The following is a 24,919-nucleotide window of genomic DNA, read 5'->3' as shown; positions in this document are numbered from 1 at the left end:
GCCTTCTTTAAATTACACTGTTCCCATGTCGCAAGTTCAGCATCTTTTGGAAACTCATCCTCATTGGCCCTCGGTGAATGCAATTTACCACAAATTGCAGGCGGCTGGCTACAAAGCCTTTTTGGCCGGGGGATGCGTGCGCGATGCTCTTTTAGGCATTCCGGCCAATGATTTGGATGTGGCCACAAATGCGACTCCTGATCAAATCGAGTCGCTTTTTGAAAAAACGGTGAATGTTGGAAAAGTCTTTGGCGTGATGAGGGTGATCGTCGGTGACGCCGATATTGAAGTCGCCACGTTTCGCACCGACGGGGACTACAAAGATGGTCGCCGTCCTGACCACGTTGAGTTTTCTTCTCCTGAAGAAGATGCCAAACGCCGGGACTTTACGGTGAATGCTCTTTTTTATGACCTCGTAGCCCGAAAGGTTCTTGATTTTGTTGAGGGCGAAAAAGATCTCAAAATAAAGTTGATCCGCACTGTCGGAGACGCGGAACGACGATTCAAAGAAGATCATCTTCGACTTCTGCGGGCCGCACGTTTTGTCGCGCAACTGGATTTTTCTTTGGACGCGACAACCGAAGCCGCCATCGGGAAGATGGCAAACCTTGTTAAGACCGTCAGCGGTGAACGACTGCGTGACGAGATGGGAAAGCTTTTAAAATCCAAGGCGGCCGCCAGGGGTTTGAAAGTGATGCAAGATACGGGACTTTTGAAAGAGCTTTTTCCCTTTCGTCTTCAAGATAATTCGTGGGCGCAAAGCAAGGGAGCTCAAGAGACCTGGCAATTTCTTTCTTTATTTATGCGCCAAGCCTCCCGCGAGGATTTAGAACAAGCGATGGCTCTTTTACGTCTTTCCGTGAAAGAACAGCGAGGCATTCTTAAATCCTGGGAGCTCTGGCAGAATCCGGCCTTGTACTTACAAAAACGAAGGGGAGAGCAGTTGCAATCTCTGACAGAACCGGGGCACCTTTGGGCCTTGCAGGTTCTGTTGTCTGAAGGGTTTGAATCTACACGCATTCAAAGCGTCTTCGATGATTGGAAATCTTGGGGGGCTCAACTGCCAAAGCCGTATTTAAACGGCGATGACTTAAAAGGAAAACTTTCTGGGAGAAGTATTGGCGCGTGTTTAGCAGAGGCCTTCAATCTGCAATTAGAGCGCCGTCTGGATTCGCGCGAAAAAGCTCTGGCTTGGTTGCAGGGCTACTTGCAAAAGGAAGAACATGGATAACGTATATGTACCTAGTACTTTTCGTCGTTTGATGGCTCAAGGAATTGATCAGGCCGTTCGCTTGATATTTTATATTCCTTTTTTGAAGCCGTTTTTTCTTTTGATTTTCACCGACGATCAAGTGCCGGTTTCTTTTTACACTTTAGGTTTGATGTTTTTGATCCCGGCCATTTACGAATTCATTTTCTTAGTGATGATGCAGGCGACCCCGGGCAAATGGTTTATGGGATTAAAGGTTGTGCCGTTTTCACACCCGACAGAATCCCTGGATTGGCGTCAGTGTATCTTGCGCCCGTTGACCGAAAGATTGACGTTCTTTTTTTCTTGGGCCGTTTATGCATTGGCTTTTTTCAGATACGATCGCACCCATTTGGCAGACTGGGTTGCTGAAACACGTGTTGTGCAATTCAAGCCCCGAGCCAGTCGCGCCAAAGTTCGCTGGGTGACAGGCAGTCTTTTAATTTTTCTTTATGTCTATGAGGGTTTGGTATCTTCAGCGGCTATCTTAAGAGTGATGGATTGGCAGAATAAAAAAGTCGACCTTCGCGACATCGTAGCTACGGACTATATGGATGACATGTCTGAATATATGCCAGAACCTGAAGAGTCTTTAAGCTTTAAATTTTTTGAAAACCTGGGTGGTCATTAAAAGATCCAACTCCCCATTGCCGCTTAAAGCGCCCTCTTTAAGAAGAGTGATGGCTTGAACTGGGGCTGTGGCTTGGCGGTTGTCTTGAAGAGCCGTCATTTCATGGAAACGATACGCTAAAGCCATCAATTTACCGAACTCAGAAATGTCTTCCGCTTTTAGTTTCTTGGGGAATCCTGTGCCGGCGTTATTTTCGCGGTGTTGTCCAATGGCATCAGCAATCTCTTGAGGTAAGGGAACCTTCTTGGCTTTCACCATATTGACCGAACGTTCGGGATAAAAATTATAGGCTTGAAGTTCTTCGGCAGAGAATTCTTTAATTGTCTTGTCTCCCGCGGTAGGAGGCATTTGCGAAAGGCCGATATTGTGTAAGAGCCCCGCGATCGCCGCGTTCTCACGCTTTTCTGTGCTCCAACCTAAAAGTTGTGCAAAGTAGGCGGCGTAAGCCGAAAGACAAATGCAATCATGATAAAGTGTGCGAGTGTTGCCAGTGAAGCGGAAGATCTCATCGAAAATAGCTGAGGCTTCCATGTCTTTAGTAAGCTCAAAGTCCGCGATGATATTGCGGCATCTTTCTAGGATCATTTTGCCTTCTGAATAGTCCGTGGCCGCTCCGTTTAGAAATTGCGCCATGATTTCATAGATGGACTTTTTAGAACGATGAAACTTTTCCGTCATTGAAACGGGTAAAGCAATATTGCGCAAGCTCATCACTGTGCGCGCATATTCAAAGAAGGCGTTCATCTGCGTCTTCTTGATGTACATCTGCTGTTTTAAGGCTTTGAATTTTTCAAGATGCCTATCATCGACGACGTCCCCCGCTTTACGCATGCACACGGAACGGTGATTGGCGGGGAGGTGAACGTAAACATCGAAGTTGATGTTGACCTGGGCTTCCATGTCGCGCAGATCCACCGGCATTAACGAGGTGATGGGAATATTATCGCCTTCCATCTCGATAGGAGCTAGCTGCAGGATCACGTCGGAAATAAACTCTCGGTCAAAGTTGATATGCATGATTTCATCCGCACCATTTTTTTTAACGACGTTAAAATCAAGAGGCGCAGCTGAGGAGTGCAGAACGATCACATGACTGTCGGGATAATTCATTTTCGTGGACTGCACCCATTCATTGGTTTTTGCAGTGCCATCTTGTCCGTCGATAAGAGCTAAGACCGGAGTGAAGTTGTCAGAGGTATTTTCTAGAGCTTCATCAACACTGTGAAAGTGCTTGAGCTGATAAGGGTAGTAACCTTTCAGGACCACTTTGACTGTTTCCCAGAAGGAGTCCCGGGGACTCCCGATGAGAACGTCAACAGTAGGACCTGAAGTGGGTTTCATTATTGAACCGTTATCTCCACGTAGAATGTAGAGCCGTTGGTAAGATTAAAAGGAATAACAAGTGTAGCACCTTTATCAGCATGGCTGATTTTAAAGTCGCCTGAGATCACAGTCGGAATTGCCATTTCGAAGTTGTAACCCAATTGGTTCAACGTCGTTTTCGCAGATCCATAGATCATGTTCGTCATTTCGCCCACAGCATCAGACACTTCGCCGTTAATAGCCGTGTGTTTTTCGCCCAGCATGTTTTCCAAAATATGGAAGATGCTGTCTTTACCGTAAGAGATCAGAAGAGTTCCTTTAAGAGGAGGAGCGACCATGCCCACCATGCCCGCAATTTCACCTTTCAAAACGAACTGAGGTTCGATGAAGGGCTTGCCTGGAGATGCATCTGTTTGCGCCATTGTTTTTAAAGTTTTAATAACCCCGTCGACGAACGCATTGATAAGACGTTTGTCGAAAAGGGGATTCAGTGTTTCCACTTTAGGTGCAGCCGACATTTATAACTCCAGCTCTTAAGAAGCTTTTGCTTGTGAAGTAGGATTGTGTTTCGCCCAAACGCGTTCCATTTTTCCTTTAAGCGTCGCCGAATTGAAAGGCTTCACAACGTAATCAGATACGCCGGCTTTTGCCGCTTCCAGGATGTGTTTTTGTTCAGACTCTGCTGTTACAAGCATGAAAGGAGTAGACTTAAAGCGAGGGTCTGCTTTGCAAGCCTTCAAAAGGTCGATACCTTGCATTCCTGGCATATTCCAGTCAGAAATAATGAAGCCGTAAGGCTGGCCTGCATCATTTGCAGCCTGGATCATTGGTAGGGCCGTTTTACCGTCGTCAGCTTCCTCGACGTTTGTGTAACCTAGCTCGTTTAGCACTTTTTTAATGATTTTTCGCATAGTTGCGAAGTCATCGACGACCAAAAACTTCGTATTTGTGGGAAACATAATATCTCCTGAAAAGGTGAAACCCTGTAAAATCACCATACATATCGGTCTAGTTTTTTAAAACTAGAGTCCAAACCTATTGCGAATTCTAAAAATTGTTGTCAGACTTTATTACAGGTGGTCGTGCTACTTTTTGGACATGAGTCCTGGGTGGCGTACAAGGTTTAGACGGATTTAAAAACAATTTAGCGGGAGGGAGCAAGGATGCTCAGAGATGTCCTCATTCAAAAAGGTCTTTCAAACAGAGAGGCAGAAGTTGCTGAACTTGTTTCAAAGGGCTTGTCCAACAAGGAAGTTGCGAATCAGCTTTTTGTTACTGAAAAAACAGTAAAATTTCACCTCACAAACATTTATAAAAAAATGAATGTTAAGTCTCGTGCACAGTTGATCGTATGGTGCTTACCTCACCTTGGTTTTGTTGAGAGCGAAGTTCGCGCTGAAAACAACAACCAAAGTGCAGCTGCAGCGACTGCATTCAATAACAACGCGACTCAAACGATCCCAGCAGGATCTGCGACAGTTGCGGGTGGTACTACAACTCTTCCAGGTGGCGGATTGAACCGTGGTGGTAATTCTGACATCGGTATGGGTGGAATCTAATCATAATTGATTAGGATTTCTAAGAGCGCAGGCGGCGGTGACTTTGGTCTAAGCTATCCTGCGCTTTGTTTTTTTCTGAAGGGGACTCAACTTTGAAATACGGCAAACCTGTTTCCGCATCTCAAGTCATCATGACTCAATTGGTTTTACCCTCTCATACGAATTCTTTAGGGACTATCTTTGGTGGAACGATCATGTCCTGGATCGACATCGCTGCCGCAATTGCAGCCCAAAGACATTCTAATAAAGAAGTTGTAACAGCGAGTATTGATCGTCTGGATTTCGTAGCTCCCGTCTATAAAGGCTGGGTGGTGAATCTGAAGGCGAGTGTGAATTACACTTCAAGAACCTCTATGGAAGTCGGCGTTCGTGTCGATGCAGAAAATCCAAAGACAGGCGAAACATTTCATACCGCTTCGGCTTATTGTACATTCGTGGCCCTTGGTTCTAATGGGAAGCCCACAGAAGTTCCCGTTTTAACTTTAGAGACAGATGACGATCGTCGCCGCTTTGTGGAGGCGAAAACCCGTCGTGAACATCGTCTTAAACAGAAGCCCGGCTGATATTTAAATTATTTGCAAAGAACATCCATCCAGCGCAAGGCTTCTTGCGCTGTTTTTGTTCGTGGCGCTTCTTCAGGGCGTCCCATGCTGTCGCCGGTGATGATGAACTGCTTTTTTGAGTCGCAGTCTTTAGGTGCTAATGATTTTTTGTCTTTTAATTCAAAGACGGGCTCAAGCGTGCTTTCAAATAACGACACTTCTTTTTCTTCGCCTTTAGCTTCCTCGGGGGTTTCTTTTTCGTATTCCTGCAAAGAAGCTTTCAGGGATTTTTCTAAGGTCTTTAGATAACTCTGTTTTTCAGAAAGTGTTTTCGCTGATTCGGCCTTTTTAAGCAGTGCTTGAGACTCACTGTAAAAATCCTGAACACTTTTGTTTTTAGCAAAAGTCGGACTGTACAGAAGGCAGACAAGAAGGATTACTCGATACATGTGTTTCCTTTCTTGTCGTCAGCAGAATATGGTTCCTCTTTTAAGTGTCCTAAAAGCTCTAACATCTTCTGCTCTGTTTGGTTGACGTAGCCGCTGTTTTTCAGAATTTTCGTTCGGATATCCGCAGGGTTGGATTTGTTAGATAAGCGGAAGTTTTTAATCATCGCTAGTGATTGGGCTGGACCGCCCGGGCCGTATGCCACCAATGTGAAGTAGTTCACTAGGTCGTTGTTCTTTGCCATATTTGGAGCGCGTTTTTCAATAGCCGGACGAATCACATCGTCACGCATGTACACATAGTATCCTAGCGCATAAATTAAATTTCGACCAATGCCTTCGCCCGGACTGACCCATTTGCAATAGTTCTTCGGTGAACCGGGAAGGGGCGGGGCTTTTTCATCTTCATTTTTTAGCAGCTCAGCAAAGGGAGTGCACGCTGGATTCGGGCTGTTCAAGACACCTTCGAGAACGTGTTTGGCGTTTCCTTCATGTAGGGTTTTTCCTTCTTTCCAGCCCGCGATTTCTTTCACGGGATTTGAAGTCAATTGTCCGATTCCGACGCCCCCGTTATAAGCTAAGAAAAAATTGAAAGCGGTTTCATTGTTGATTTTTTTAAGAATGAAACGACTGTCGATAGGATCTCTTCCGGTCGACATGCAGTTGATGGCTTTATTCAGTGCAAATTGAATAAAGTTAACCACATTCTGGTTTAAGCAAGGAGCGGAAGCGCCGGCATTATCGAAGGCCTTCTTGGTGCCGCCAGTGCAAGTGTAGCCGGTGTTTCCAACTTCGCGCTGTAAAGAAGCCTCAATGCAAGAGCGTTTGATTTTCTTTGTCTTCGTTGCTTCTGCGACCACCTGTTGAAGTTGATCGGTTAAAGCTTGGACTTGCTGAGGTTTTGCGGTGGCACAGCGAGCACAGTATCCAGGTGCCCGAGGAATGCCATTGGTGCTAAGCTGATAATCCAGCGTGAGCGCATCTCGAGAGTTTTCAAAAGACTTATTGATAGACTGACTCTGGACGCCCTTAAGGCCACCTTTATCATTAATACAAGCATGCTGTGCGTTCGCAGCGCCGATCATTAGAAATACGAAAAAGAATGAAAATAAGAATAGCCTCACCTTGGCCTTATCGGTGAGTGTCTCTGAACATTAAGGAAAAAGTGGGCACATCTAGCGACCTAGGTCGAGTTGATGAAAAGAATCTGCTCCAAGAGTGTTCCAGGAGCAGACGTTTCTTATTTTACGATATAATCTTTCCAGCGATTCAAGAGCGAAGGAGTCAGCTGAGTATAACAAACCGTTCCTTCGGTCGCTGTTTCTTTACGAGTGATCTGTGCTTCTCGTCCCAAATCAAAGATTTTGTATTCTTCAGATCGTGGGAAGTAAAGTTGCACATCCGTCTGCATTTCGCTCACAGTTTGCGCCATGAGTTTCTTCAACTGCTCCATTCCCTGTCCGGTCAGAGCGCTGACAAAGACACGTGGATAGTGTTTCACTCTAAACTGTCTTTCTAAAGGCGCGACATCACACTTATTGTACACGTGGATGATCTTTTTATCCTGCCAGTTGAATTCTTTAATTAAAGCTTCAACGACTTCCACCTGGCGTTCCATATTAGGTGAAGAAAGATCAATCACATGCAAAAGCACGTCAGCATCTGAAGACTCTTCAAGCGTTGCTTTAAAGGCTTCAATCAACTGTGTGGGGAGCTTGCGAATAAATCCGACCGTGTCAGTGACAACACCAGGAGGACCGTCAGGTAAGAAAATCTTGCGTGTCGTCGGATCCAAGGTCGCAAACACCTGATTCTTTGCCATCACCTGCGCGCCCGTAAGACGATTGAGTAATGAGCTCTTGCCTGAGTTCGTGTAACCGATCAAAGCGAAAGAGGGGATCTCGTGACGGCGACGGGATTGTCTGTGTTGTGCGCGGTTTTTACGGACACCTTCAAGCTTTTTCTTAATGATCGCAACGCGCTCGCGGATGCGACGACGGTCATTCTCTAAGGCCGTTTCACCCGGACCACGAGTTCCGATACCACCACCTTGGCGGGATAAGGATTCTAACCAAGCGCCGACCATACGAGGCATCTGATCCAGCAACTGTGCAAGCTCCACTTGAAGTTTTCCCTCAAAGGTCTGCGCGCGCTGAGCGAAAATATCTAGAATTAATTGATTGCGGTCAATCACGCGAGCTTTCACCACTTGGGCTAAGTTCCGCTGTTGAACACCTGAAAGCTGGTGGTCCATGACCACGATGTTCGCGCGACTGTCGCGGACCATCTCGGCCACTTCCTCAACCTTTCCCGTACCGATCAAGGTGGCGGGATTCCATTGAGGTAAAACTTGAATAATAGAACCCACGACTTCGCCACCAGCGGCAGAGACGAGTTCTTCAAGTTCCAACAGATTTTCTTTAATTTCGGTGAGTGGTTCGGTCTTTAAGCCGACGCCGATGACGATGACTCTATCTTGGGCAGATACATGGGCTTGATTAGTCAATTAAAACAATCCTCCCTGAAGTATGTCACTCCGATTCTTGGAGCTCCTAGACTTAAGATAGCATATGTGACAGTGCCGACAAAGTTAAATTTTGCTGAAAAAATAGGATAAAGATCCGCCTAACAAAATCAAAACAGAGCTGGGAGTTTTCGTTTTTATCATCGCTAAAAATGCAACCACAGCAAGAACGCTCAAAAATCCGCTCGCAAAGACATCCCGACCTAAGGCTATAAGAGTGAAGGTGAGAAGGCCCAATGATCCCACCACCACGCCATTTAAAATCATTCGCACGGTCAAAGAGGATTCCAGTCTTGAATAGAAAGGAATTGTCAGCGCCACAAAGACGAAAGCAGGTAAAAAGATGCCCACTGTGGCGACGACGGATCCACTCAATCCATCCGTCAGATATCCTAAGAAAGTCGCCGTCGTAAAGACAGGGCCCGGAGTAAACTGTCCTACCAAAATTCCATCTAAGAGCTGCGTTTCGGTGATCCAGTTTCTTTTTTCAATCAACTCTGTTTTCAGAAAGCTTAATAAGACGTACCCGCTGCCAAAAAGAAGCGAGCCAATTTTAACGAACACCCAAAATAAACTTCCGAGTTCTCGCGTGTGAAATGAAGGACTGCGAGAAATAAAAAGTGAAATCAAGCCACAGTTTAAAAGGATGACGATTTCAGAAATGTCTTTTGACTTCATGTAAAGCGCGGCTAAAAAGATGAAAGTAAGAAGGATGTTTTGTTTTTCTTTCCAGAACGAGCCCTTAAAAAAATCCTGTGCATTTTGAACTTCAAAACTGCTTTTTAAAAAACGCCACAGAGCGAGAGCGATCACCGAGATAACAACGGACTTTGCTCCCAGAAGAAAACTTTGGAAGTCGGGCAGGCTGGCGTATTTCTGATAAAGCACAGCCAAGCCTAAAACCAAAAGGAAAGCAGGCAGGATAAAGCAAAGGCCGGCTATAAAAAAGCCTTTCCAACCTGCGCGAGTATAGCCGATATGAATGGCCATTTCTGTCGAGTTAGGTCCGGGAATGAGTTGAGTCAGGCCAAGAAGATGAAGGAATTTTTCTCGTGTCAGCCATTGACGACGATGAACGAACTCTTCCTCCATCATCGCGATGTGCGCGGCAGGGCCACCAAAAGAGGTGGCGCCCAGCCTGAGGAAGAGCCAAATCAGATTACTTACCACGCGACTTGAGAACTTCTTTGATGAATTGAGCTTCAAGAGCCGTGAATACGACAGAGTTCACGATGCCATCCACCGTCGTTGTTCTTTGCAGGACGTTCGCTGAACGTCTGACACCCGTCAAGAATGGTCCAATCACTTCCACCTTGCCCACTTGTTGGATCAATTTGTAAGCGATATTCGCAGACTCTAAATTCGGGAACACCAGAACATTGGCGCCGCCTTTAAGATCTGAGAATGGGAAAAGTCTTTCCATGATTTCAGGATTGACCGCCGTATCCGCCTGCATATCGCCGTCAACCATGATGCCAGGACGAAGTTTCTTCACGATGTCTGCAGCTTGCGCCATTTTACTTGGAGTGCTGCCTGAACCACTAAAGTTTGAGTAACTCAACATTGCTACGCGCGGTTCAATGCCGAAGTATTCAACGATTTTCGCCGCTTGAATGGCGATCTGGGCGCACTGTTCTGCTGTCGGATTAAAGTTCACCGTCGTATCGGCAAGAACCAAGAACTTGTCTTCAAGAAGAATAAAGTTCAAACCTGCAGGCACGCCATTTTGGTAAACACCAATAGTTTGTAAGATCGGACGAACGGCATCTGCATAGTTGATAGATGCACCACTGACCATACCGTCAGCATCACCCATGTGAACCATCATCGCAGCAAAGTAATTTGGTTCCGCCATGAGGCGCTCTGCCTCACGCAAGTTGATGCCTTTGCGCTGTCTTAAAGAGTAAAGCTTTTCAACGTACGCGTAATATTTCGGATAATTCGACGGATGAATCACCGGCACGTTTTTCAATGCAGGAATATCCAAAGCATTGATTTTTTCTTTCACGCGTTCTGGATAGCCAAGAAGGATGGGTTGACAGATTTTTTCTTCAACCAATACCGCCAAGGCTTTAAGAACTTTAGAGCTTGTGCCTTCAGGGAAAACGATTTTTGGAAGCTCGCCACCAGCCGCTGCTGAGTTTTGATGAACACGATTGATCGCCGAACGGATAAAGACTTTAGAAGGACCTTGCAAAGCCTCTAGGGAATTGCGGTACGCATCCCAGTCTTCAATGTTTTTTGTTGCGACGCCGGTATCCATTGCGGCTTTCGCCACTTGCGGAGCCACCCACAACAACACCCGCGTATCGAAAGGTTTTGGGATCAAGTATTCGCGACCAAACTTAAAGCTCTTACCGCCGTAAGTTGCAGAAACGTTGTCGGGAACATCTTCACGTGCCAACTTAGCTAGAGCGTGCACCGCTGCGAGCTTCATCTCTTCGTTGATTTGTGTGGAACGTGTATCCAAGGCGCCACGGAAAATAGACGGGAAGCCCAGAACGTTGTTCACTTGGTTTGGATAGTCAGAACGGCCTGTTGCGATGATCGCATCCGGACGAGCGGCGCGCGCTTTGTCAGGAGTGATTTCAGGCTCTGGGTTTGCCATTGCAAAGATAATAGGATCTTTGGCCATATCTTTGAGCATTTCCGGAGTCAAAGCGCCCGCGACAGAAAGGCCCACGAAAACGTCAGCGCCTCTTAAAGCTTCACTCAATGTGCGCGCTTCGGTTTCAGAAGCAAAGAACTCTTTGTATTTATTCATGCCGTTGGTGCGGCCTTTGTAAATCACGCCTTGAGAGTCGCACATGATGATGTTTTCACGACGAGCACCCAATGCAATAAAGATCTTCGCACAAGAATTCGCAGAAGCTCCCGCGCCGTTTACTACGATGCGGATGTCTTGCATTTTACGACCCGTGATTTCACAGGCATTCAAAAGAGCGGCGCCTGAAACGATGGCTGTTCCATGTTGGTCATCATGGAAAACCGGAATTTTCATTTCTTTTTTCAAACGCTCTTCGATTTCGAAACACTCTGGAGCTTTGATGTCTTCTAAGTTAATACCACCGAAAGTAGGCTCCAGAACGCGAATGGCGTTACAGAACTCGTTAACATCTTTCGTAGAGACTTCGATGTCGAAGACGTCGATGCCGGCAAATTGTTTGAAAAGAATCCCTTTACCTTCCATGACAGGTTTTCCTGCCAGGGGTCCGATGTCTCCCAAACCTAAAACTGCCGTGCCGTTAGAGATCACCGCGACAAGATTTCCCTTGGCTGTGTAGTCGTAAACTTTAGCAGGATCTTTGGCGATCACTTTACAAGGCGCCGCCACACCCGGAGAGTACGCCAGCGACAGATCTTTTTCTGTCATGCAGGGTTTCGAAGAAATAACTTCGATTTTTCCTGGTTTGCCCATTTGGTGATAATGAAGGGCCTCTTGATCTAGATTGCTGATGCCGGCTTTTGTTTCTGTTTTTGTATCCAAGGATACTCCCTTTCCTGCCAATGCTTAGCTGTTAAGCAGGACTTTCTTTTGGAGAATTTATCAACCCATTTCAAGGGGTTAGGAAAGTCCTGCGACAAGTGCCATTACTCTACAGAGAGGGGCAGAAAGGGTCAACGTATCGAGCCTTTGGCGCATGGGGTAAACCCCTCGAATCGTCTATATTTCGTAGAAGGGGATCTCGATAATGGACCGAAAGCCATGTCCTGCGGTGATGGCTGTGAGAAGTGTTCGTAAACTTGAGACCGTACGGCCTTTAGCTCCAATGAGGTGCCCAATGCATTCTTTAGGGCAATCGATGTGATAGATCGTCGTTCTTTCTGCTTGGGTGTAATTGACACGGATGCTTCCGGGGTGAGGAACTAAAGCTTGAACAAGACTTTCTAGAAGAGTGCGAACCTCTTCGCGGGTCAGGGAAGAGTTGCGTCTGACTGCAACAGTATTTGAATTCACGATGCCTATCCTTGTGAGCGTTGAAGCTTCATTTTAGCAACGAGAATTCGAGGGAGTCTTTCCTAGATTGCAGATCTGTAGCGGATTTCGAGTACATTTGTCCCTGAAATTTCTTTGTGGTTCCAGAACTTGCGTACGTTAAACGTACCCGCTTATTGACAAGAGTCTGTACGCACGGTTCATATGGCCCCATGAATGACGGCAAGAAAAACCAAGATTTCGTAGACTTTCTGCGATTCACATTTGACGCCAAAAAAAAGGTGAATCCTCGTTATTCATTGCGATCATTTGCTTTGTTTATTGATGTCGACAACTCGCGACTGTCTAAGATTCTGCGCAATGAACGCCCGGTCCATCCAGAATTGGTTGAGCGTATTGGTAAGAAACTACGCCTGAGCAGCGAGGAAATTGATCGCTATAAGGTTCTAGAAGCTAATAAATACCGTCGCAAAGCCCTTCCCGTAACTCCCAAGAAAATCGTTCCTTACAAACAAATTTCAGAAGACTCTTTTAGAATTATTTCCGATATCACTCATTATCAGGTTCTTGAGTTGATGAAGCTAAAGAGCTTTGAACCCAATCTCAAATGGGTGGCTAAAGCCATCGGAATCTCAGAGAAACAAGCGACAGAGTGTCGGGATCGATTGATGCGCGTGGGGCTTCTGCAAATCGATGAGAAGGGGCGTTGGACGGACTCCTCTGAAGGATTTAGCACGGATATTTTAAGTGAAACTCGCGCCTCGGAAGCGCATCGAAAAATGCAATCGGAAATATTAGTGCGTGCCCATCAAGCGTTGGAAAAGTTCACTCTTGAAGAGCGAGATCAGTCGTCGATGATGATGGCCACCAGTGCAAAAAAACTTCTGGAAGCCAAAAGAATGATCAAGCAGTTCCGTCGTAAACTCGGGCAATTCTTAGACGACTGTGATGAAAAAGATCAGATTTATCAACTCAGTATTTCTCTTTACCCCTTAATTGATAAAACTTAGGAGACAGCCATGAAAACTTTCGTCCTTTTTTTCATAATGATGTTTTCACTAGCTGCGATGGCGGGGCCGCTAGAAAATCGTGAAAGCAATGGTGGCAAGGGTATTGTTGTTGGTAACAAAGCTTATCTTTTAGATTTATTGGAACGGACTCCTTACGACGCTTATCTTCCCGCGAAGAAACCTTTTGTTTTTGGATTGAAAAAAGAAGTGGTGTTTCGTGCGTTTCCCGCTTCGTTCCCGCGAGAGAAAATCTATCTTAAGCTGCTGGAGTTAAATCAGTTCTCTCCCGAAGTGATGATGCGTTTGTATAATACCGCTCGTCGTTTGCAGTGGCAGTTGGTGGAAGGACCGTTGGCACTGACGGCCGATGACACGTTTCTTGATGGCCGTTGGCAAGGATATCAGCTTGTGCAACTGGCTGAGCGTCGCGTGAATGTCATACGCATTGATCGAGCGATGTGGCAGCGTTTGGATGATGTGAATAAAGTCGCGCTGGTGATTCACGAAATCGTCTATTCAGCGATTGACCCTTTATCGACGGAATTCCGAAGTGATCTTACACGTTTTTTCGTCTCGTCTATTTTTTCTAAGGAAGACTTCCCTGCGATGAACTATGCACACACGCGTCTTTTCTGGCAAAGTGTGTTCTTCTTAAATCCGGTCATTAGAGACTAGTACACCAGTCTGTCGTTCAAGCTATAGAAAGGCTCGCGATTAAAGTGAGCCTTTTTTCTTTAGGGTCTAGTTGACCCTTCCTCACTTCTAGAGTTCGGCTTCTATTTTCTTAGCTCTTCTTCAAGCTGGATAAGGCTTTCGGGTTCTTGCCACCAAAGAGTGCAGTGCGTCAGGTCCAGATCTGCCTCATTTTCTTGCTATTTATATTTGGTGGAACAACCGAAAAGACATATGATTTTAATGGCTTATATCAATTAAGGAGAATTGCATGAAATCACCACGTGATGTGGTTCTTGTTGAAGGGGTTCGTACACCATTCGCAAAAGCAGGGACAAAACTTAAAAAAGTTCATCCGGCAGAACTTGGAAAAACTGCCTTAAAACAACTCATCGCAAAAACAAATCTTGATGTGAACAGTGTTGACGAAGTGATTATCGGCAACACCGGAAATCCTCCTGATGCCGTTAATATTTCTCGCGTTGTTGCTTTGAACTCAGGCATTCCTTTGAAAACATCAGCGTACACTGTGCATAGAAACTGTGCTTCCGCTTTGGAATCTATTTCTAACGGTTACGAAAAAATCAAATCAGGAACAATGGATGTCGTTCTTGCGGGTGGTACAGAAAGCATGTCGCAAATGCCGACGCTTCTTCCAAAAAAATTCCAAGACATCTATGACGGTCTTTTCGCTGCGAAAGGTCCGAAGCAGGCTTTGCCTTTGTTGTGGAAGCTTTTCAAAGCAGACATGAATCAGATCAAAGCTTTGTTGCAAGGAAATATGCGTGACGAGCACTTCCCGCAAATCTCTGTGATGCTAGGTCTGACAGATCCTTTCGTCGGCATCAACATGGGACAAACGGCAGAGATCTTAGCAAAAGAGTGGGGCTTGTCTCGCGATATGCAAGATCAGTTTGCTTTGCGCTCACACTTAAGGGCGGCGCAAGCGATGAAAGAAGGACGTATGAAGGAAGAGATCACTCCGGTGTATCTGTCTCCTGAATACAAAGAAGTCGTTTCTGACGACATCGGTCCTCGTGAATCACAAACGATGGAAGCTTTGGCGAAGTTGAAACCATTCTTCGATAAAGCCACAGGTTCTATCACTGCAGGGAACTCTTGCCCGATCACAGATGGTGCAGCGATGGTGCTGATGATGTCGCGTGAAAAAGCGGACTCTTTAGGTTACAAGCCACTTGCAACAATCCGTTCTTATGGTTTTGCGGGGCTAGAGCCCGAGCGCATGGGATTAGGTCCTGCGTACTCTTCGCCGTTGGCATTAAAGCGTGCGGGTCTTTCAATGAAAGACATGGGACTTGTCGAGTTGAACGAAGCATTCGCAGCCCAAGTCATGGCCTGCCAAAAAGCTATGGATTCTGACAAATTTGCTCAAGAAAAATTAGGCTTAACTTCCAAAGTGGGCGAAATCCGTGATGACATCTTGAATGTGAACGGCGGAGCGATCGCTTTCGGTCACCCTGTGGGGGCAACAGGAACTCGTATCGTTCTTACTTTGGCTAAAGAGATGAAGCGCAGAAATGTTCAATTCGGTTTGGCGACACTTTGTATTGGCGGAGGCCAAGGCGGATCAATGGTTCTTGAGAACGAAGGGTAGGTCGATCTCGGTGCTTTGCCGCGAGCTCTGTGCTGGCCTCTGTTCTCATTGGCTCGGACAGTCCTCGCGGACGTGCCCCTTTGGGGCTACTGCTGCGGAACTCGCCACTGAGTACAGAGGCCAGCACAGAGTTCGCGGCAAAGAACGTGTTCGTTCTTCGTTTCAAGGACGGTATTGGTTTTTGTTTTTTTTGGCCTTCGGCGGTTTGGGTTTTTGGGGCGTTTTAGGTTTGATTTTTTAATTTTCTTTTTTTTGTTTTTGCAACTTAGGAGTTTTCAGAATGTCTGTTCAAGAGAGTATTAAGATCGTTCCTCAGGGTGAGATTGCGGTTGTTGTTTTTGATTTGGTTGGGGAGAAGGTTAATAAGTTTTCTACTCCGGTTATGATGAGACTTAAGGAAGTTCTTGAAGAGCTTAAGAAGTCTTCTTACAAAGCGGTGATCTTTAAGTCGGCGAAGCCTAAGATTTTTATTGCGGGTGCTGATATTGAAGAAATCAAAAGCATGACGACGAAAGATCAGTTTGAGGCGGCGGTGAAGGGTGGTCAGGACATCATGAATATGGTGGAAGATCTGCCGATGCCGACGATGGCGGCTATCCATGGTGCTTGTATGGGTGGAGGTTGTGAGTTCATTCTTTCTTGTGATTATCGTATCGCTTCTGATGATTCCTCTACGAAAATTGGTCTTCCAGAAATTCAGTTGGGTATCTTGCCGGGCTTCGGTGGTACGCAACGTATGCCTCGCGTGATTGGTTTGCAGGCGGCTTTGGATATTATCTTGGCTGGTAAATCTGTGAACTCGAAAAAGGCTTTGAAGTCAGGTCTTGTTGATAAAGTCGTGCATCCCAATCTTTTGGATGAACAAGCTGTTAAATGGGCGAAAGAGATTATCTCTAGCGGTGCGAAAAAGCGTCGTAAGAAATTCCAACCTCAAGGGGCCGTGAATAAAGTTCTTGAGGGAGCTTTGGGTCGCGGTATCGTTTTCAAAAAAGCTCGTGAGGGTGTTTTAAAGGCGACGAAAGGTCACTATCCCGCTCCTTTGAAAGCTTTGGAAGTGATTCAAAAAACTTACGGCATGAGCGATCGTGAAGCAGGTATGCGCATTGAGCGTGAAGGCTTCTGTGAGTTGGGCATCACGGATATTTCTAAAAACTTGATCCACGTTTTCTATTTGACCGAAATGGTTAAAAAACAAAACGGCGTTCCGGGCGTTGATGTCAAACCACGCGAAGTGAAAGGCATGGGTATTCTTGGTGCCGGCACAATGGGTGGTGGTATCGCTTACGTCGCTGCGGATAAAGGTGTTCAGGTTCGTATGAAGGACTTAAATACCGATGCTTTGGGTAAAGGTCTTAAGCATGCTTCCGATCTTTGGATGAAGCTTCTTAAACGTAAATCTATCGATAAATATCAGTACCAACAAAAAATGGACATGGTGTCTGTGACGACAGATTACTCGGGATTTAAAAATCTTGATGTCGTTGTAGAAGCCATTGTTGAAGACATGGGCATTAAACAAAAAGTGATCGGTGAGTGCGCCGGCCATATGCGCCCTGACGCTATCATCGCGACGAATACAAGTTCGTTGTCAGTGACAGAGATGTCTAAAGGCCATCCTCGTCCAGAGTACTTTGCAGGTATGCACTTCTTTAATCCGGTGAACAAAATGCCTTTGGTTGAAGTGATTCGTGGTGAAAAAACTTCAGATGAAACTATTGCGACAATCTTTGAATTGACTAAGAAGATGGGAAAAATGCCTGTCGTGGTTAAAGACGGTCCTGGTTTCTTAGTGAATCGTCTTCTTCTTCCGTACATGGCTGAAGCGGCTTTCTTAATGCAAGAAGGTATGAGCATTGAAGTGGTCGACAAGGCTTACGTTAAAGAATTCGGTATGCCGATGGGACCATTTGAGTTGATGGATGAAGTCGGTCTTGATGTTTGTATCAAGGTTCTTAAGATTTTCAAAAAAGCTTTTGGTGAGCGCATCGAGATGGCTCCTTGCATGGAAGCTCTTGAAAAATCCGGCCGCTTGGGCCGTAAGAATGGCAAAGGCTTCTATCACTACTCTGAAGATGGAAAACGTGGTGACGTCGATCAAAGCATCTATGCGGCTTTGGGATTGGGTCAACCCACAAATCCCTACGACTCTAAAGAGTGCATCGAGCGCGGCGTGTTTGCGATGGTGAACGAGTGTTCTTTGGCTTTGGTTGAAGACCGCATCGTTGAAACTCCGCACGAAGTTGACCTTGCGATGATCATGGGAACAGGCTTCCCACCATTCCGCGGCGGTCTTCTGAAGTACACAGACACCGTAGGAACTCAATACGTCGCTGATCAATTAGCGATGTACGCTTCCACTCGTAAAGCCGGCCGTTTGAAACCATCTGTTCCTCTAACGAACATGGCAAAATCAAACCGCAAGTTCTACAACTAAGAAAAGGTGCCAGGGGAGTATTTCCAACTGGCCCGCGTAAAAAAAGAAAGCCCAGCTAAAAAACGCTGGGCTTTTTTTTGGAGTGCCTGCTTCTTTTTTGCACTTCAGCGCAGCATTTGCTGCAGCGAAGTGCAAAAAAGAAGCAGGCACCTCTAGAAGCGGGAGATGGAGAGGTGTTTTGGGATCTCGGTTCCGTGCATGCCTGCGACAAGGGTTTTGGCGGCGTTGAAGCTTAGGCCCATGCCGTGACCTGAGCAGCCGGCCATGATGTGGATGTTTTTGTTTTCAGGAAGGGCTCCCAGAATCATTTGTCCGTCTGGGGAAAAGCCCATGATGCCGGACCACTGGTAGGCGATCTTTGCTTCTTTTCCGTACTTAAAGTGGCTCTTTACGAAATCAAAAAGGGCGGTTTGGATTAAAGAAGTGGTTTCATCAGAATAAGTATTCTCGACATCAATCGCTAAATTTCGGAAGCCACCAATCAGCAAGTGTCCCGTTGGCAGTTGACGGAAGTAGCAAAGATGCTTCGTCAGATAACAAGGCCCTCGCACAAACGCCGGTAAGGGTTCTGTAACAAGGATTTGCCCGCGACCAGGCTTAATCAAAGATTCAAAATTCTTTAAAACTAATGGCAAATAAGCGTTCAAGGTGAAGATCACTTGAGGCGCTTCAAAATCTCCGTGATCCGTGCGTAAGACTTGGGTTGTGCCTTTGTCTTTTACCGAAAACACTTCCGTGCCTTCGTGAATATCGGCTTTGATTTTACCGCGAAGACGCTGCAGAAGTTTTACCGGATGAATGTAACCGTCACCCGTGTATTGAATGCCGCCTTCAAAACCGGTGACTCCGAAATCTTTTTCTAAGTCAGTAGGTCCGATTTCATGAACATCAATGCCAGCGGACTGCATCAGTTTTGCCGTCATTCTGTATTTCAGCCAATGTTCTGAACTTGGAGCGACCGTGCAAGAGCCCGTGTGACGGAAATCCAGTTCATCGGCTTTGTCTTCAATAATGTGCTCTAAAAGAAGTTTGCGATTGTCTTCGGAAAACTTCCAAATCTCTGTGGCTTTTTGTAAACCAAATTGTTCATTGAGTTTGATAAAGTGCTCGGTGGATCCGCAAGTCACAAAGCCTGCGTTTCTTCCTGAAGCGCCAAATCCCAAGCGGTGTTTTTCAATGATCCCAATGCGAGCGGTGGGATTTTCTTTTTGCAACCAGTAGGCCGTTGAAAGCCCCGCAATGCCTGCGCCGACTATGAGGAAGTCATAGGTTTTTGCGGATGTGGATGAGGAAGTTGCAGAATCGAGCCAATAAGAAATACTCATAGAGACCTACAGATATTTTATCATTTCCTCTGCCGTGCATCGGCAGGGTTTTCCGTCGCGAACACATTCATAGTCCACATCAATCCAATATTCAGGATGGGTCGCAACACTTTCAAAACCAAACTTAGTCAAATAGCGAATCGAAGAATTGTTCGGAGATTCCTTCCACGCATGGGTGACAATAGCTTCCGTTCCCACAAGCTTAAAACTCTCGATCGAGGAGTCGGAAAGTTTGGGACCCCAGCCTTGTCCCTGAACCGCGTCTGATAAAAACAAGCTTTGAAAATAGCCGACTTTTTCTAGTGGAACTTTCCAAAGATCAGGGCGCAGTTTCTTTCCTTTGCCTTTACTCCAAGAGCCCGGCGGATAAGCCAAGCGCAAACCAAAAATTTCATCTTGAGAATTGGCTAAAACAAAAGAGCACATCACTTCGCCTGAAAAAGATTTTTGAAAGCACTCTTCAAGTTCTTTCAAAGTAAAGTAATTCAGGCCGATGCTAGCATCGGTGAAAGTCTTAACCGCCGGAAGATCACGAAGTTCTAAAGGACGAATGTGCATAAGCACATAAATACATAATCAAAAAATCGGGTCAATTCGCATTTCATCGAAATCGCCGCCTTGTCCTACCATCAGCCTAAACCGACGGTGGTCTTCGTCCCAATGCGCATGAATATCAATAGGGCGGCAGCAAATCTCGCAATCCCAAATAAATTCCTGGTCTTCGCCGTCCTCGCGAAAGACTTGAATAGAGAACTTTTCCCGGCAATATGGGCACTGTACTTTGCATTCCATAAGGACCTCTTAAGTTACGCTCTTATTGTCTAAAGGGGTGGGAAGGCCCTCAAGGTCCCATGCAGAAATACAGGTCTCCCTCGGGGAGTTGACCTCAGCTGGTCTATAAGCGTTCTGACGAGCTTAAGATCTGTCTACCTTATCAACATTTCATACTTTTTTTCAGACACCTTTTGCCCTGGGGGTTTCTTTGGCATAAGTGTCTCTTGAATATGGTTTTTGGGGGTTCTTACATGAATTCGAATCAGCGCATCGGGCTTCTCAGCATTGCTCTTTCTTCTTTGTTACTGTCAGCATGTACGAAAGAAACTATCATCGAAAAGCAGGCTCCAAACAATATGCTCGAGTCGTTTACGAGCAATACCACGGATGTCTGTGCGAATAAATCCTGCATCACGATTCAAAAATCCTCTTTAGGAAAAGTCTTTCTTTTGATCTCTTCGGGGAAGACATCAGGATCCACACCGCAATGGTACGACTTGAAGCCTCAGGTGGTCACATTCGATAAGTCCGGCGGACGCATTGCCTTGTTAGCTCAGAACTACAATAGCATTTACAAAGAAATTCAAACGGTGAACCTGATTCAAACTTTCGAAGTCGTTTCTGAAGAGACTGACTCCATTACTTTTGATTGGGGGCAAGGCTTAAAAACCTTTGTTCAACAGCGTTCCTATGACACGGATATTCCTCGCGGCAATAGCGATGACTTAACGGAGAGTTCTCTTCCTTCTTTGGTTGTTGAAGACTCTTTTGTTCGCGGTATTAAGTTTGATGAAAAAAACATCGAGCTAGAGCAAATCATCAAGATCCGCTCTGATCTTGTTAAATCCGGTCCTGATCGCAATACATCGACCGTAGAAAATCGTGAAGAGACAGTCGCGATGAACGTGCAAATCCGCGCTTACAATCTCACTCCGGATTTCCGTCCTAAAGAATACGATAAAAGTCGTCGCGTCGGATTCTTCGTTACGAAGCTGGGTAAAAAAGAACATAGTAAAGACATCATCAATCTAATCACGAAGTGGGATTTGTCTCCTAAAAAAGGTCCCATCGTGATCCGTATTTCTGATGCCGTTCCGGCGCAATATCTGGATGCTGTGAAAGAGGGCGCTCTTTACTGGAATAAAGTTTTTGGCCGTGATGTGATCAGCGTGAAAACAAATGTGGATCCTCAAGCCGGTCCTGAAGATCGCAGCATCATGGTGCGCTGGATTCCTTGGGAAGATTCAGGGGCCGCTTACGCCATTGGCCAATCAGATCCTCTGACGGGTGAAGTCTTAAGAGCTCAAGTATTTATGCCATCCGTATTCACGAAAGTCGGTTCTGGTGATCTAGTTCATCTTAATAATGACACTCCGGTCGCCCCCGGTGCGGTGTCTTGTGATCTTACTCAAAATCTAGTGGCTTTAGATGCGATTGCGAAAGAGGCCAACGATTCTCAACGACTTCGCCTAGCTCAAGACAGCGTGCGCGCCACTGTGGCTCACGAACTAGGACATGCTTTGGGACTTCGTCATAACTTTGCGGGATCTTTCTCTGCGAAGGTGTCTACAAAAGACATTGAAGCTGCGGCGAAAAACTATCTTCAAGATCCCAACCACCAAGGCCTAGAAACGTCGACAAGTATCATGGACTATGTCAGCGGTATTGATGACGTCTTGATGGCAGCCAGAATCAAATATGCGCCTCTTTCCTATGATAAGATGGCGATGGATTGGGCTTACTCGGCGGACCACACAGCTTTAGACGAAAAGATCTCTCGCTACTGCACGGATGATGATATCGCTTTAGCCTCAAGCCAAGCTTTGCAGATTTATGGTTGTGAGCGCTTCGATGCTGGAAACAATCCGCTTCTTCGCAAATACTTGGATACGAAATATGAAAAAGAACGTTTCATTAAGGTTCTTTTTGCATCCATCATTGGCCGTTTGTACCCTGCAGATCAGCCGACGGTTGTTAACGACATCGACGTGGTTCTTCAAGACACCGTGAAGTGGGGGAAGGTCAATCTTGATACATTGAAGTTTATTAATCAGGTTCTTTTAGATAAAACAGTCAACTCTGTCCCATCGCCTCAGTTTGCTTCAATTGAAAACGTAAAGTCAGGTCAGATCCATTATTCCAAAGCGGGAATGGACGATGCCTTAGGTCGCGAGCGCACACGCTCTTTGGCCGAAGCCGGTGGATACGCGGCGATGCTGAATGATCTTTGGAGAAACTCTGACGGCAGCATTGCTAAAGACTTTATTGAAAGACAAATCACCGAGCTTGCGAACAGTCCTTACTTCGCTCAAGGTAAAACATTGGGTGGACGGGAGTACACGCTGACGAGTTTGCAGCAAAATCGCATTCTTTCGTTCTTCCACCAGCTTTCTTTGGTGAATAAAAAGACACTGGCTTCGGGCCTTTCCGCTCTTCTGCCTAAAGTCGATGAAAGCGAAACCGACGCCAAAGGAGCTCTTACGATTGTCAGTCAGGTTCTTCCACGTAATATCATTACAGCGCAAGATGCGGATATTCTGGCAGCACTTTACTTGGATCTTACGGCTGTAGAAAACGGTGAGACGACTTTAAGACTAGGACACGGGCTTACTAAAGAAGTGAAAGTCGCGCGCAGCTACCTGACGGCGGAAGAACGTACGAAATGGATGAACTTGCTTTCGTCTCGTGGTTTGCGCTTTGAAGTTGAAATGAAAAAGGCTCTAATCCGTAGCGAGCAGTACAACAAAGTGAATGCCGTTTTAAAAGAAGTAGATCCAAGCTTTGATTTGGCTTCTATTAAAAAGCCGGCGGAGCTACCGGCGCAGCTTCTGAATCAAGGCCTGGTGGATTCTGCGGGTTCCTTATGGCTGACAGCGGAAATCAACGTGCTCTTGGCCTTCGATAAATTGCGCTAATTTTCATTGTTCAAATATTAAACACCCGAGCACTTAAAACGTCCCTCGAAGGAGGGATGTTTCAGGATGAGACGGGTTTTCGCTCTCAAATCTAATATATTGCATTTTTGATGGTCCGCCTCTTGCCTCTATGATTGGCATGGAGGCTTTTATGAAAACATCTTTCTTTAACAAATCAGTGATGGGAATCTTGGTCCTAGCGGCTTTGTCCTTATCAGCTTGTGCGAAGAAGGAATCCAGCGCCACACGCGTTGCCGGTCGCTCCAACACACCAGCAGTCACTCAGCCCAATGCGGTGAATAGCTGCGGTAATACCTCCATGAATGTGGGTAAGATCTACGACTACACGAATTCGGGCGCTTTTGAATCTCAAGTGAAGAGCTTTATTTCTGCCACTTTAGATCCTCAGACACTGGGTACGATCAGCGGCAATATCAACGATAAGACGGGTATTGATTTCTTTGGAGCCTTCAAATTTGATTCTTCTGGAAATTTAGTAGCGGGTTCTTCGACTGTTCTTATTAAGATCTTCGACTCTTATGCAGGTCAATCTTACAACGGCCAAGTGATCCAACCTTACCAAGTAGAGTTTTCTGCGGCGGCTTCGGGAACAATCAATCGCAATACGCGTCAATTCACAGTCAAGTTTAGCGACTCTTACGGCGATATCGTGTTCCAAGGTCAATACGACGGCACTCTTGCTCAAGGAAATGTGACTTACCAAAACCGTACGGCTGTAAATGGATATTCTCCGGCTTCTGGTACTCTTGGTCAGTTCAAAGCCTACACTTGTGCTTTGATCCAATAATAAGCGCTGCGTCTTGCTTCACCCCCTATCGAGTTTGAAGATAGGGGAATGCCTCAACGTTTCATCTTTGATTCTTCCATTCTAAACTCGGTTGTCGGTGGTCATTCTGCCATCGAAATTCCTAGACTCAATATTCATTCGCTCGAGGCCGCGACGTCTTTTCTTTTAAGCTATGGTTTTGATGTCACAAAAGAAAATGATTTAGAAAAACTTTGGTACTACCATCGTCGTGCCCTGGTTCTGATGCTAGAAAAGCTGGGGTTTGAAGATAAAGAACTTCCCGAGATTTTTAGAGACCGTCGTCACCTTGGGGACATCCGTCAGCTATTAATTTACGCAAGCTCGCAAGACCCCGATCAGGTTCAACTGCAGCGCTGGGCCTGTGCGATTCTTCGCTGCATGCACGTTTTTGTTCACGCAGAAAACGATTTATTCAGTTCTTTTTCTGAAGAGATCCAATCGCAAATACTTTCACCATTTCAAGAATGCATCCGCTATGACGGCACGACTCACCGGACTTTTTTGCAAAGTTCTACGGCTGGTGAGCACATCTTAGATCCTATTGAACTTCTAGGTTTTGAAGTGAAGCCTTTTAAAACGTCTTCGAGCACGGTGATCAAGCTTCTGGCAAAACCAGATGCTTTGGCGATGAAGATCTTTGATAAGCTGGGTGTACGTTTTATCACGCGCAATCTTTTTGATACTTTCCAAGTGGTGCGTTTTTTGGTGAAAGAAAACGTGATTAGTTTTCCGCACATCATGCCAGATCAAAGTTCTAACAACCTTTACCCAGTGAATATTTTCATGGAAGTGTGTGACGATCTTTCGCATCGTTTGGATACTTTAGATGAACAAAGTATTCAGGCGGCGTTTGATCAAAAGCTTTCTGAGATGGGTGAAAATGTGCAGTACCTGCGCAAAGAAAATTTCTTTTCTGGCGCTGATTATAAATTTATTAAGTTTATTTCTCGTAAATTGATTCAAATCAAACCTCAAGGAAGCCAAGAAGCATTTAGTTTCTTTTATCCTTTCGAAGTGCAGATCATGGATCAATCCGCTCACGAAAGAATCTTGTCGGGACCTTCAGAGCATCAAGCGTACAAAGAAAGACAGAGAACGGCGGCACGCAAGCGCTTATTCCCTGAGATGAGTTAA

The 24,919-nt window shown here is 45.8% G+C and carries 23 protein-coding genes; 11 read left to right on the top strand and 12 right to left on the bottom strand.

Annotated features, from left to right (window positions below):
• The first annotated feature begins 25 nt into the window (after nucleotides 1–25).
• Entirely contained in the window at nucleotides 26–1,231 is a 1,206-nt protein-coding gene (locus AZI85_RS05645; protein ID WP_063243174.1) for a CCA tRNA nucleotidyltransferase, read from the top strand.
• On the top strand, nucleotides 1,224–1,880 hold the full coding sequence (locus AZI85_RS05640) for an RDD family protein (protein WP_081110923.1): 657 nt from the start codon (nucleotides 1,224–1,226) through the stop codon (nucleotides 1,878–1,880). The genes AZI85_RS05645 and AZI85_RS05640 overlap by 8 nt, the downstream gene beginning before the upstream one ends.
• Here AZI85_RS05640 and AZI85_RS05635 read toward each other — a convergent pair.
• From AZI85_RS05635 to AZI85_RS05625, 3 genes are read right to left on the bottom strand one after another with little or no spacing between them, the layout of a single operon-like run.
• On the bottom strand, nucleotides 1,842–3,221 hold the full coding sequence (locus tag AZI85_RS05635) for an HD-GYP domain-containing protein (protein ID WP_063243173.1): 1,380 nt from the start codon (nucleotides 3,219–3,221) through the stop codon (nucleotides 1,842–1,844). The genes AZI85_RS05640 and AZI85_RS05635 overlap by 39 nt on opposite strands.
• Nucleotides 3,221–3,721 (bottom strand): chemotaxis protein CheX, encoded by a 501-nt coding sequence (locus AZI85_RS05630; RefSeq protein ID WP_063243172.1) that lies wholly within the window; start codon nucleotides 3,719–3,721, stop codon nucleotides 3,221–3,223. The genes AZI85_RS05635 and AZI85_RS05630 overlap by 1 nt, the downstream gene beginning before the upstream one ends.
• Nucleotides 3,722–3,736: 15 nt before the next feature.
• Nucleotides 3,737–4,162, bottom strand: a complete 426-nt coding sequence (locus AZI85_RS05625) for a response regulator (RefSeq protein WP_063243171.1) — start codon at nucleotides 4,160–4,162, stop codon at nucleotides 3,737–3,739.
• A 204-nt stretch (nucleotides 4,163–4,366) separates the two neighbouring features.
• Here AZI85_RS05625 and AZI85_RS05620 point away from each other — a divergent pair, with 204 nt between their 5' ends.
• Together AZI85_RS05620 and AZI85_RS05615 are read left to right on the top strand one after the other, a co-directional pair.
• Nucleotides 4,367–4,762: a helix-turn-helix domain-containing protein gene (locus tag AZI85_RS05620; protein WP_063207696.1), complete on the top strand. Its 396-nt coding sequence runs from the start codon at nucleotides 4,367–4,369 to the stop codon at nucleotides 4,760–4,762.
• Nucleotides 4,763–4,893: 131 nt separating this feature from the next.
• Nucleotides 4,894–5,325 carry an acyl-CoA thioesterase gene (locus AZI85_RS05615; RefSeq protein ID WP_063243225.1) on the top strand — a complete coding sequence of 144 codons (432 nt, stop codon included), beginning with the start codon at nucleotides 4,894–4,896 and terminating at the stop codon, nucleotides 5,323–5,325.
• An 8-nt stretch (nucleotides 5,326–5,333) separates the two neighbouring features.
• On the opposite strand, the gene AZI85_RS05610 is transcribed toward AZI85_RS05615, so the two are convergent.
• The 6 genes from AZI85_RS05610 to AZI85_RS05585 form a co-directional block, all read right to left on the bottom strand.
• The gene (locus AZI85_RS05610; protein ID WP_063243170.1) at nucleotides 5,334–5,753 is read right to left on the bottom strand and encodes a hypothetical protein; all 420 of its coding nucleotides are present in this window, start codon (nucleotides 5,751–5,753) and stop codon (nucleotides 5,334–5,336) included.
• Nucleotides 5,741–6,874, bottom strand: a complete 1,134-nt coding sequence (locus AZI85_RS05605) for a hypothetical protein (protein WP_253720858.1) — start codon at nucleotides 6,872–6,874, stop codon at nucleotides 5,741–5,743. Before AZI85_RS05605 ends, AZI85_RS05610 begins: the two co-directional genes overlap by 13 nt.
• Nucleotides 6,875–6,990: 116 nt before the next feature.
• Nucleotides 6,991–8,256 (bottom strand): GTPase HflX, encoded by a 1,266-nt coding sequence (gene hflX, locus AZI85_RS05600; protein ID WP_063243169.1) that lies wholly within the window; start codon nucleotides 8,254–8,256, stop codon nucleotides 6,991–6,993.
• A gap of 84 nt (nucleotides 8,257–8,340) precedes the next feature.
• The gene (gene chrA / locus AZI85_RS05595) at nucleotides 8,341–9,444 is read right to left on the bottom strand and encodes a chromate efflux transporter (protein ID WP_155723943.1); all 1,104 of its coding nucleotides are present in this window, start codon (nucleotides 9,442–9,444) and stop codon (nucleotides 8,341–8,343) included.
• Nucleotides 9,434–11,692 (bottom strand): NADP-dependent malic enzyme, encoded by a 2,259-nt coding sequence (locus AZI85_RS17940; RefSeq protein WP_063243223.1) that lies wholly within the window; start codon nucleotides 11,690–11,692, stop codon nucleotides 9,434–9,436. The genes chrA and AZI85_RS17940 overlap by 11 nt, the downstream gene beginning before the upstream one ends.
• A gap of 246 nt (nucleotides 11,693–11,938) precedes the next feature.
• A complete protein-coding gene (locus AZI85_RS05585) occupies nucleotides 11,939–12,232 on the bottom strand; it encodes a KH domain-containing protein (protein ID WP_063243167.1) in 294 nt (97 codons plus the stop codon).
• Between the two features lie 191 nt (nucleotides 12,233–12,423).
• Between AZI85_RS05585 and AZI85_RS05580 the strand changes: the two genes are divergently transcribed.
• The 4 genes from AZI85_RS05580 (at nucleotide 12,424) to AZI85_RS05565 (ending at nucleotide 17,942) form a co-directional block, all read left to right on the top strand.
• On the top strand, nucleotides 12,424–13,221 hold the full coding sequence (locus AZI85_RS05580) for a DUF4423 domain-containing protein (protein WP_063243166.1): 798 nt from the start codon (nucleotides 12,424–12,426) through the stop codon (nucleotides 13,219–13,221).
• A gap of 9 nt (nucleotides 13,222–13,230) precedes the next feature.
• Nucleotides 13,231–13,896, top strand: a complete 666-nt coding sequence (locus tag AZI85_RS05575) for a hypothetical protein (protein ID WP_063243165.1) — start codon at nucleotides 13,231–13,233, stop codon at nucleotides 13,894–13,896.
• Between the two features lie 268 nt (nucleotides 13,897–14,164).
• On the top strand, nucleotides 14,165–15,508 hold the full coding sequence (locus AZI85_RS05570; protein WP_063243164.1) for a thiolase family protein: 1,344 nt from the start codon (nucleotides 14,165–14,167) through the stop codon (nucleotides 15,506–15,508).
• 280 nt (nucleotides 15,509–15,788) lie between these two features.
• A complete protein-coding gene (locus AZI85_RS05565) occupies nucleotides 15,789–17,942 on the top strand; it encodes a 3-hydroxyacyl-CoA dehydrogenase NAD-binding domain-containing protein (protein WP_063243163.1) in 2,154 nt (717 codons plus the stop codon).
• A 152-nt stretch (nucleotides 17,943–18,094) separates the two neighbouring features.
• Here AZI85_RS05565 and AZI85_RS05560 read toward each other — a convergent pair whose 3' ends face one another.
• The 3 genes from AZI85_RS05560 to AZI85_RS05550 are packed head-to-tail and all read right to left on the bottom strand — an operon-like array spanning nucleotide 18,095 to nucleotide 20,059.
• Nucleotides 18,095–19,267 carry an NAD(P)/FAD-dependent oxidoreductase gene (locus AZI85_RS05560; RefSeq protein WP_063243162.1) on the bottom strand — a complete coding sequence of 391 codons (1,173 nt, stop codon included), beginning with the start codon at nucleotides 19,265–19,267 and terminating at the stop codon, nucleotides 18,095–18,097.
• Nucleotides 19,268–19,273: 6 nt separating this feature from the next.
• Nucleotides 19,274–19,825 carry a GNAT family N-acetyltransferase gene (locus AZI85_RS05555; RefSeq protein WP_063243161.1) on the bottom strand — a complete coding sequence of 184 codons (552 nt, stop codon included), beginning with the start codon at nucleotides 19,823–19,825 and terminating at the stop codon, nucleotides 19,274–19,276.
• Nucleotides 19,826–19,843: 18 nt separating this feature from the next.
• Nucleotides 19,844–20,059, bottom strand: coding sequence for a CPXCG motif-containing cysteine-rich protein (locus tag AZI85_RS05550; RefSeq protein ID WP_063243160.1), 216 nt, complete (start codon nucleotides 20,057–20,059; stop codon nucleotides 19,844–19,846).
• Between the two features lie 233 nt (nucleotides 20,060–20,292).
• Between AZI85_RS05550 and AZI85_RS05545 the strand changes: the two genes are divergently transcribed.
• From AZI85_RS05545 to AZI85_RS05535, 3 genes are all read left to right on the top strand, one after another.
• The gene (locus AZI85_RS05545) at nucleotides 20,293–22,956 is read left to right on the top strand and encodes a zinc-dependent metalloprotease (protein ID WP_063243222.1); all 2,664 of its coding nucleotides are present in this window, start codon (nucleotides 20,293–20,295) and stop codon (nucleotides 22,954–22,956) included.
• 151 nt (nucleotides 22,957–23,107) lie between these two features.
• Nucleotides 23,108–23,764, top strand: coding sequence for a hypothetical protein (locus AZI85_RS05540; protein WP_063243159.1), 657 nt, complete (start codon nucleotides 23,108–23,110; stop codon nucleotides 23,762–23,764).
• 48 nt (nucleotides 23,765–23,812) lie between these two features.
• Nucleotides 23,813–24,919, top strand: coding sequence for a TIGR04552 family protein (locus tag AZI85_RS05535; RefSeq protein WP_063243158.1), 1,107 nt, complete (start codon nucleotides 23,813–23,815; stop codon nucleotides 24,917–24,919).

The sequence above is a fragment of the Bdellovibrio bacteriovorus genome (assembly GCF_001592755.1).
In the GTDB taxonomy this organism is placed as follows: Bacteria; Bdellovibrionota; Bdellovibrionia; order Bdellovibrionales; family Bdellovibrionaceae; genus Bdellovibrio; species Bdellovibrio bacteriovorus_E.
This window is presented reverse-complemented; position numbering and strand designations above follow the sequence as displayed.

What these genes read in the sequence shown, in the direction of transcription:
- AZI85_RS05640 (WP_081110923.1), top strand. Translation starts at nt 1,224, where the DNA reads ATGGATAACGTATATGTACCTAGTACTTTTCGTCGTTTGATGGCTCAA.
- AZI85_RS05575 (WP_063243165.1), top strand. Translation starts at nt 13,231, where the DNA reads ATGAAAACTTTCGTCCTTTTTTTCATAATGATGTTTTCACTAGCTGCG.
- AZI85_RS05555 (WP_063243161.1), bottom strand. Translation starts at nt 19,825, where the DNA reads ATGCACATTCGTCCTTTAGAACTTCGTGATCTTCCGGCGGTTAAGACT.
- AZI85_RS05540 (WP_063243159.1), top strand. Translation starts at nt 23,108, where the DNA reads ATGAAAACATCTTTCTTTAACAAATCAGTGATGGGAATCTTGGTCCTA.
- AZI85_RS05580 (WP_063243166.1), top strand. Translation starts at nt 12,424, where the DNA reads ATGAATGACGGCAAGAAAAACCAAGATTTCGTAGACTTTCTGCGATTC.
- AZI85_RS05635 (WP_063243173.1), bottom strand. Translation starts at nt 3,221, where the DNA reads ATGAAACCCACTTCAGGTCCTACTGTTGACGTTCTCATCGGGAGTCCC.
- AZI85_RS05545 (WP_063243222.1), top strand. Translation starts at nt 20,293, where the DNA reads ATGAATTCGAATCAGCGCATCGGGCTTCTCAGCATTGCTCTTTCTTCT.
- AZI85_RS05625 (WP_063243171.1), bottom strand. Translation starts at nt 4,162, where the DNA reads ATGTTTCCCACAAATACGAAGTTTTTGGTCGTCGATGACTTCGCAACT.
- AZI85_RS05560 (WP_063243162.1), bottom strand. Translation starts at nt 19,267, where the DNA reads ATGAGTATTTCTTATTGGCTCGATTCTGCAACTTCCTCATCCACATCC.
- AZI85_RS05620 (WP_063207696.1), top strand. Translation starts at nt 4,367, where the DNA reads ATGCTCAGAGATGTCCTCATTCAAAAAGGTCTTTCAAACAGAGAGGCA.
- AZI85_RS17940 (WP_063243223.1), bottom strand. Translation starts at nt 11,692, where the DNA reads ATGGGCAAACCAGGAAAAATCGAAGTTATTTCTTCGAAACCCTGCATG.
- AZI85_RS05630 (WP_063243172.1), bottom strand. Translation starts at nt 3,721, where the DNA reads ATGTCGGCTGCACCTAAAGTGGAAACACTGAATCCCCTTTTCGACAAA.
- AZI85_RS05615 (WP_063243225.1), top strand. Translation starts at nt 4,894, where the DNA reads ATGACTCAATTGGTTTTACCCTCTCATACGAATTCTTTAGGGACTATC.
- AZI85_RS05570 (WP_063243164.1), top strand. Translation starts at nt 14,165, where the DNA reads ATGAAATCACCACGTGATGTGGTTCTTGTTGAAGGGGTTCGTACACCA.
- AZI85_RS05565 (WP_063243163.1), top strand. Translation starts at nt 15,789, where the DNA reads ATGTCTGTTCAAGAGAGTATTAAGATCGTTCCTCAGGGTGAGATTGCG.
- AZI85_RS05610 (WP_063243170.1), bottom strand. Translation starts at nt 5,753, where the DNA reads ATGTATCGAGTAATCCTTCTTGTCTGCCTTCTGTACAGTCCGACTTTT.
- AZI85_RS05550 (WP_063243160.1), bottom strand. Translation starts at nt 20,059, where the DNA reads ATGGAATGCAAAGTACAGTGCCCATATTGCCGGGAAAAGTTCTCTATT.
- AZI85_RS05535 (WP_063243158.1), top strand. Translation starts at nt 23,813, where the DNA reads ATGCCTCAACGTTTCATCTTTGATTCTTCCATTCTAAACTCGGTTGTC.
- AZI85_RS05645 (WP_063243174.1), top strand. Translation starts at nt 26, where the DNA reads ATGTCGCAAGTTCAGCATCTTTTGGAAACTCATCCTCATTGGCCCTCG.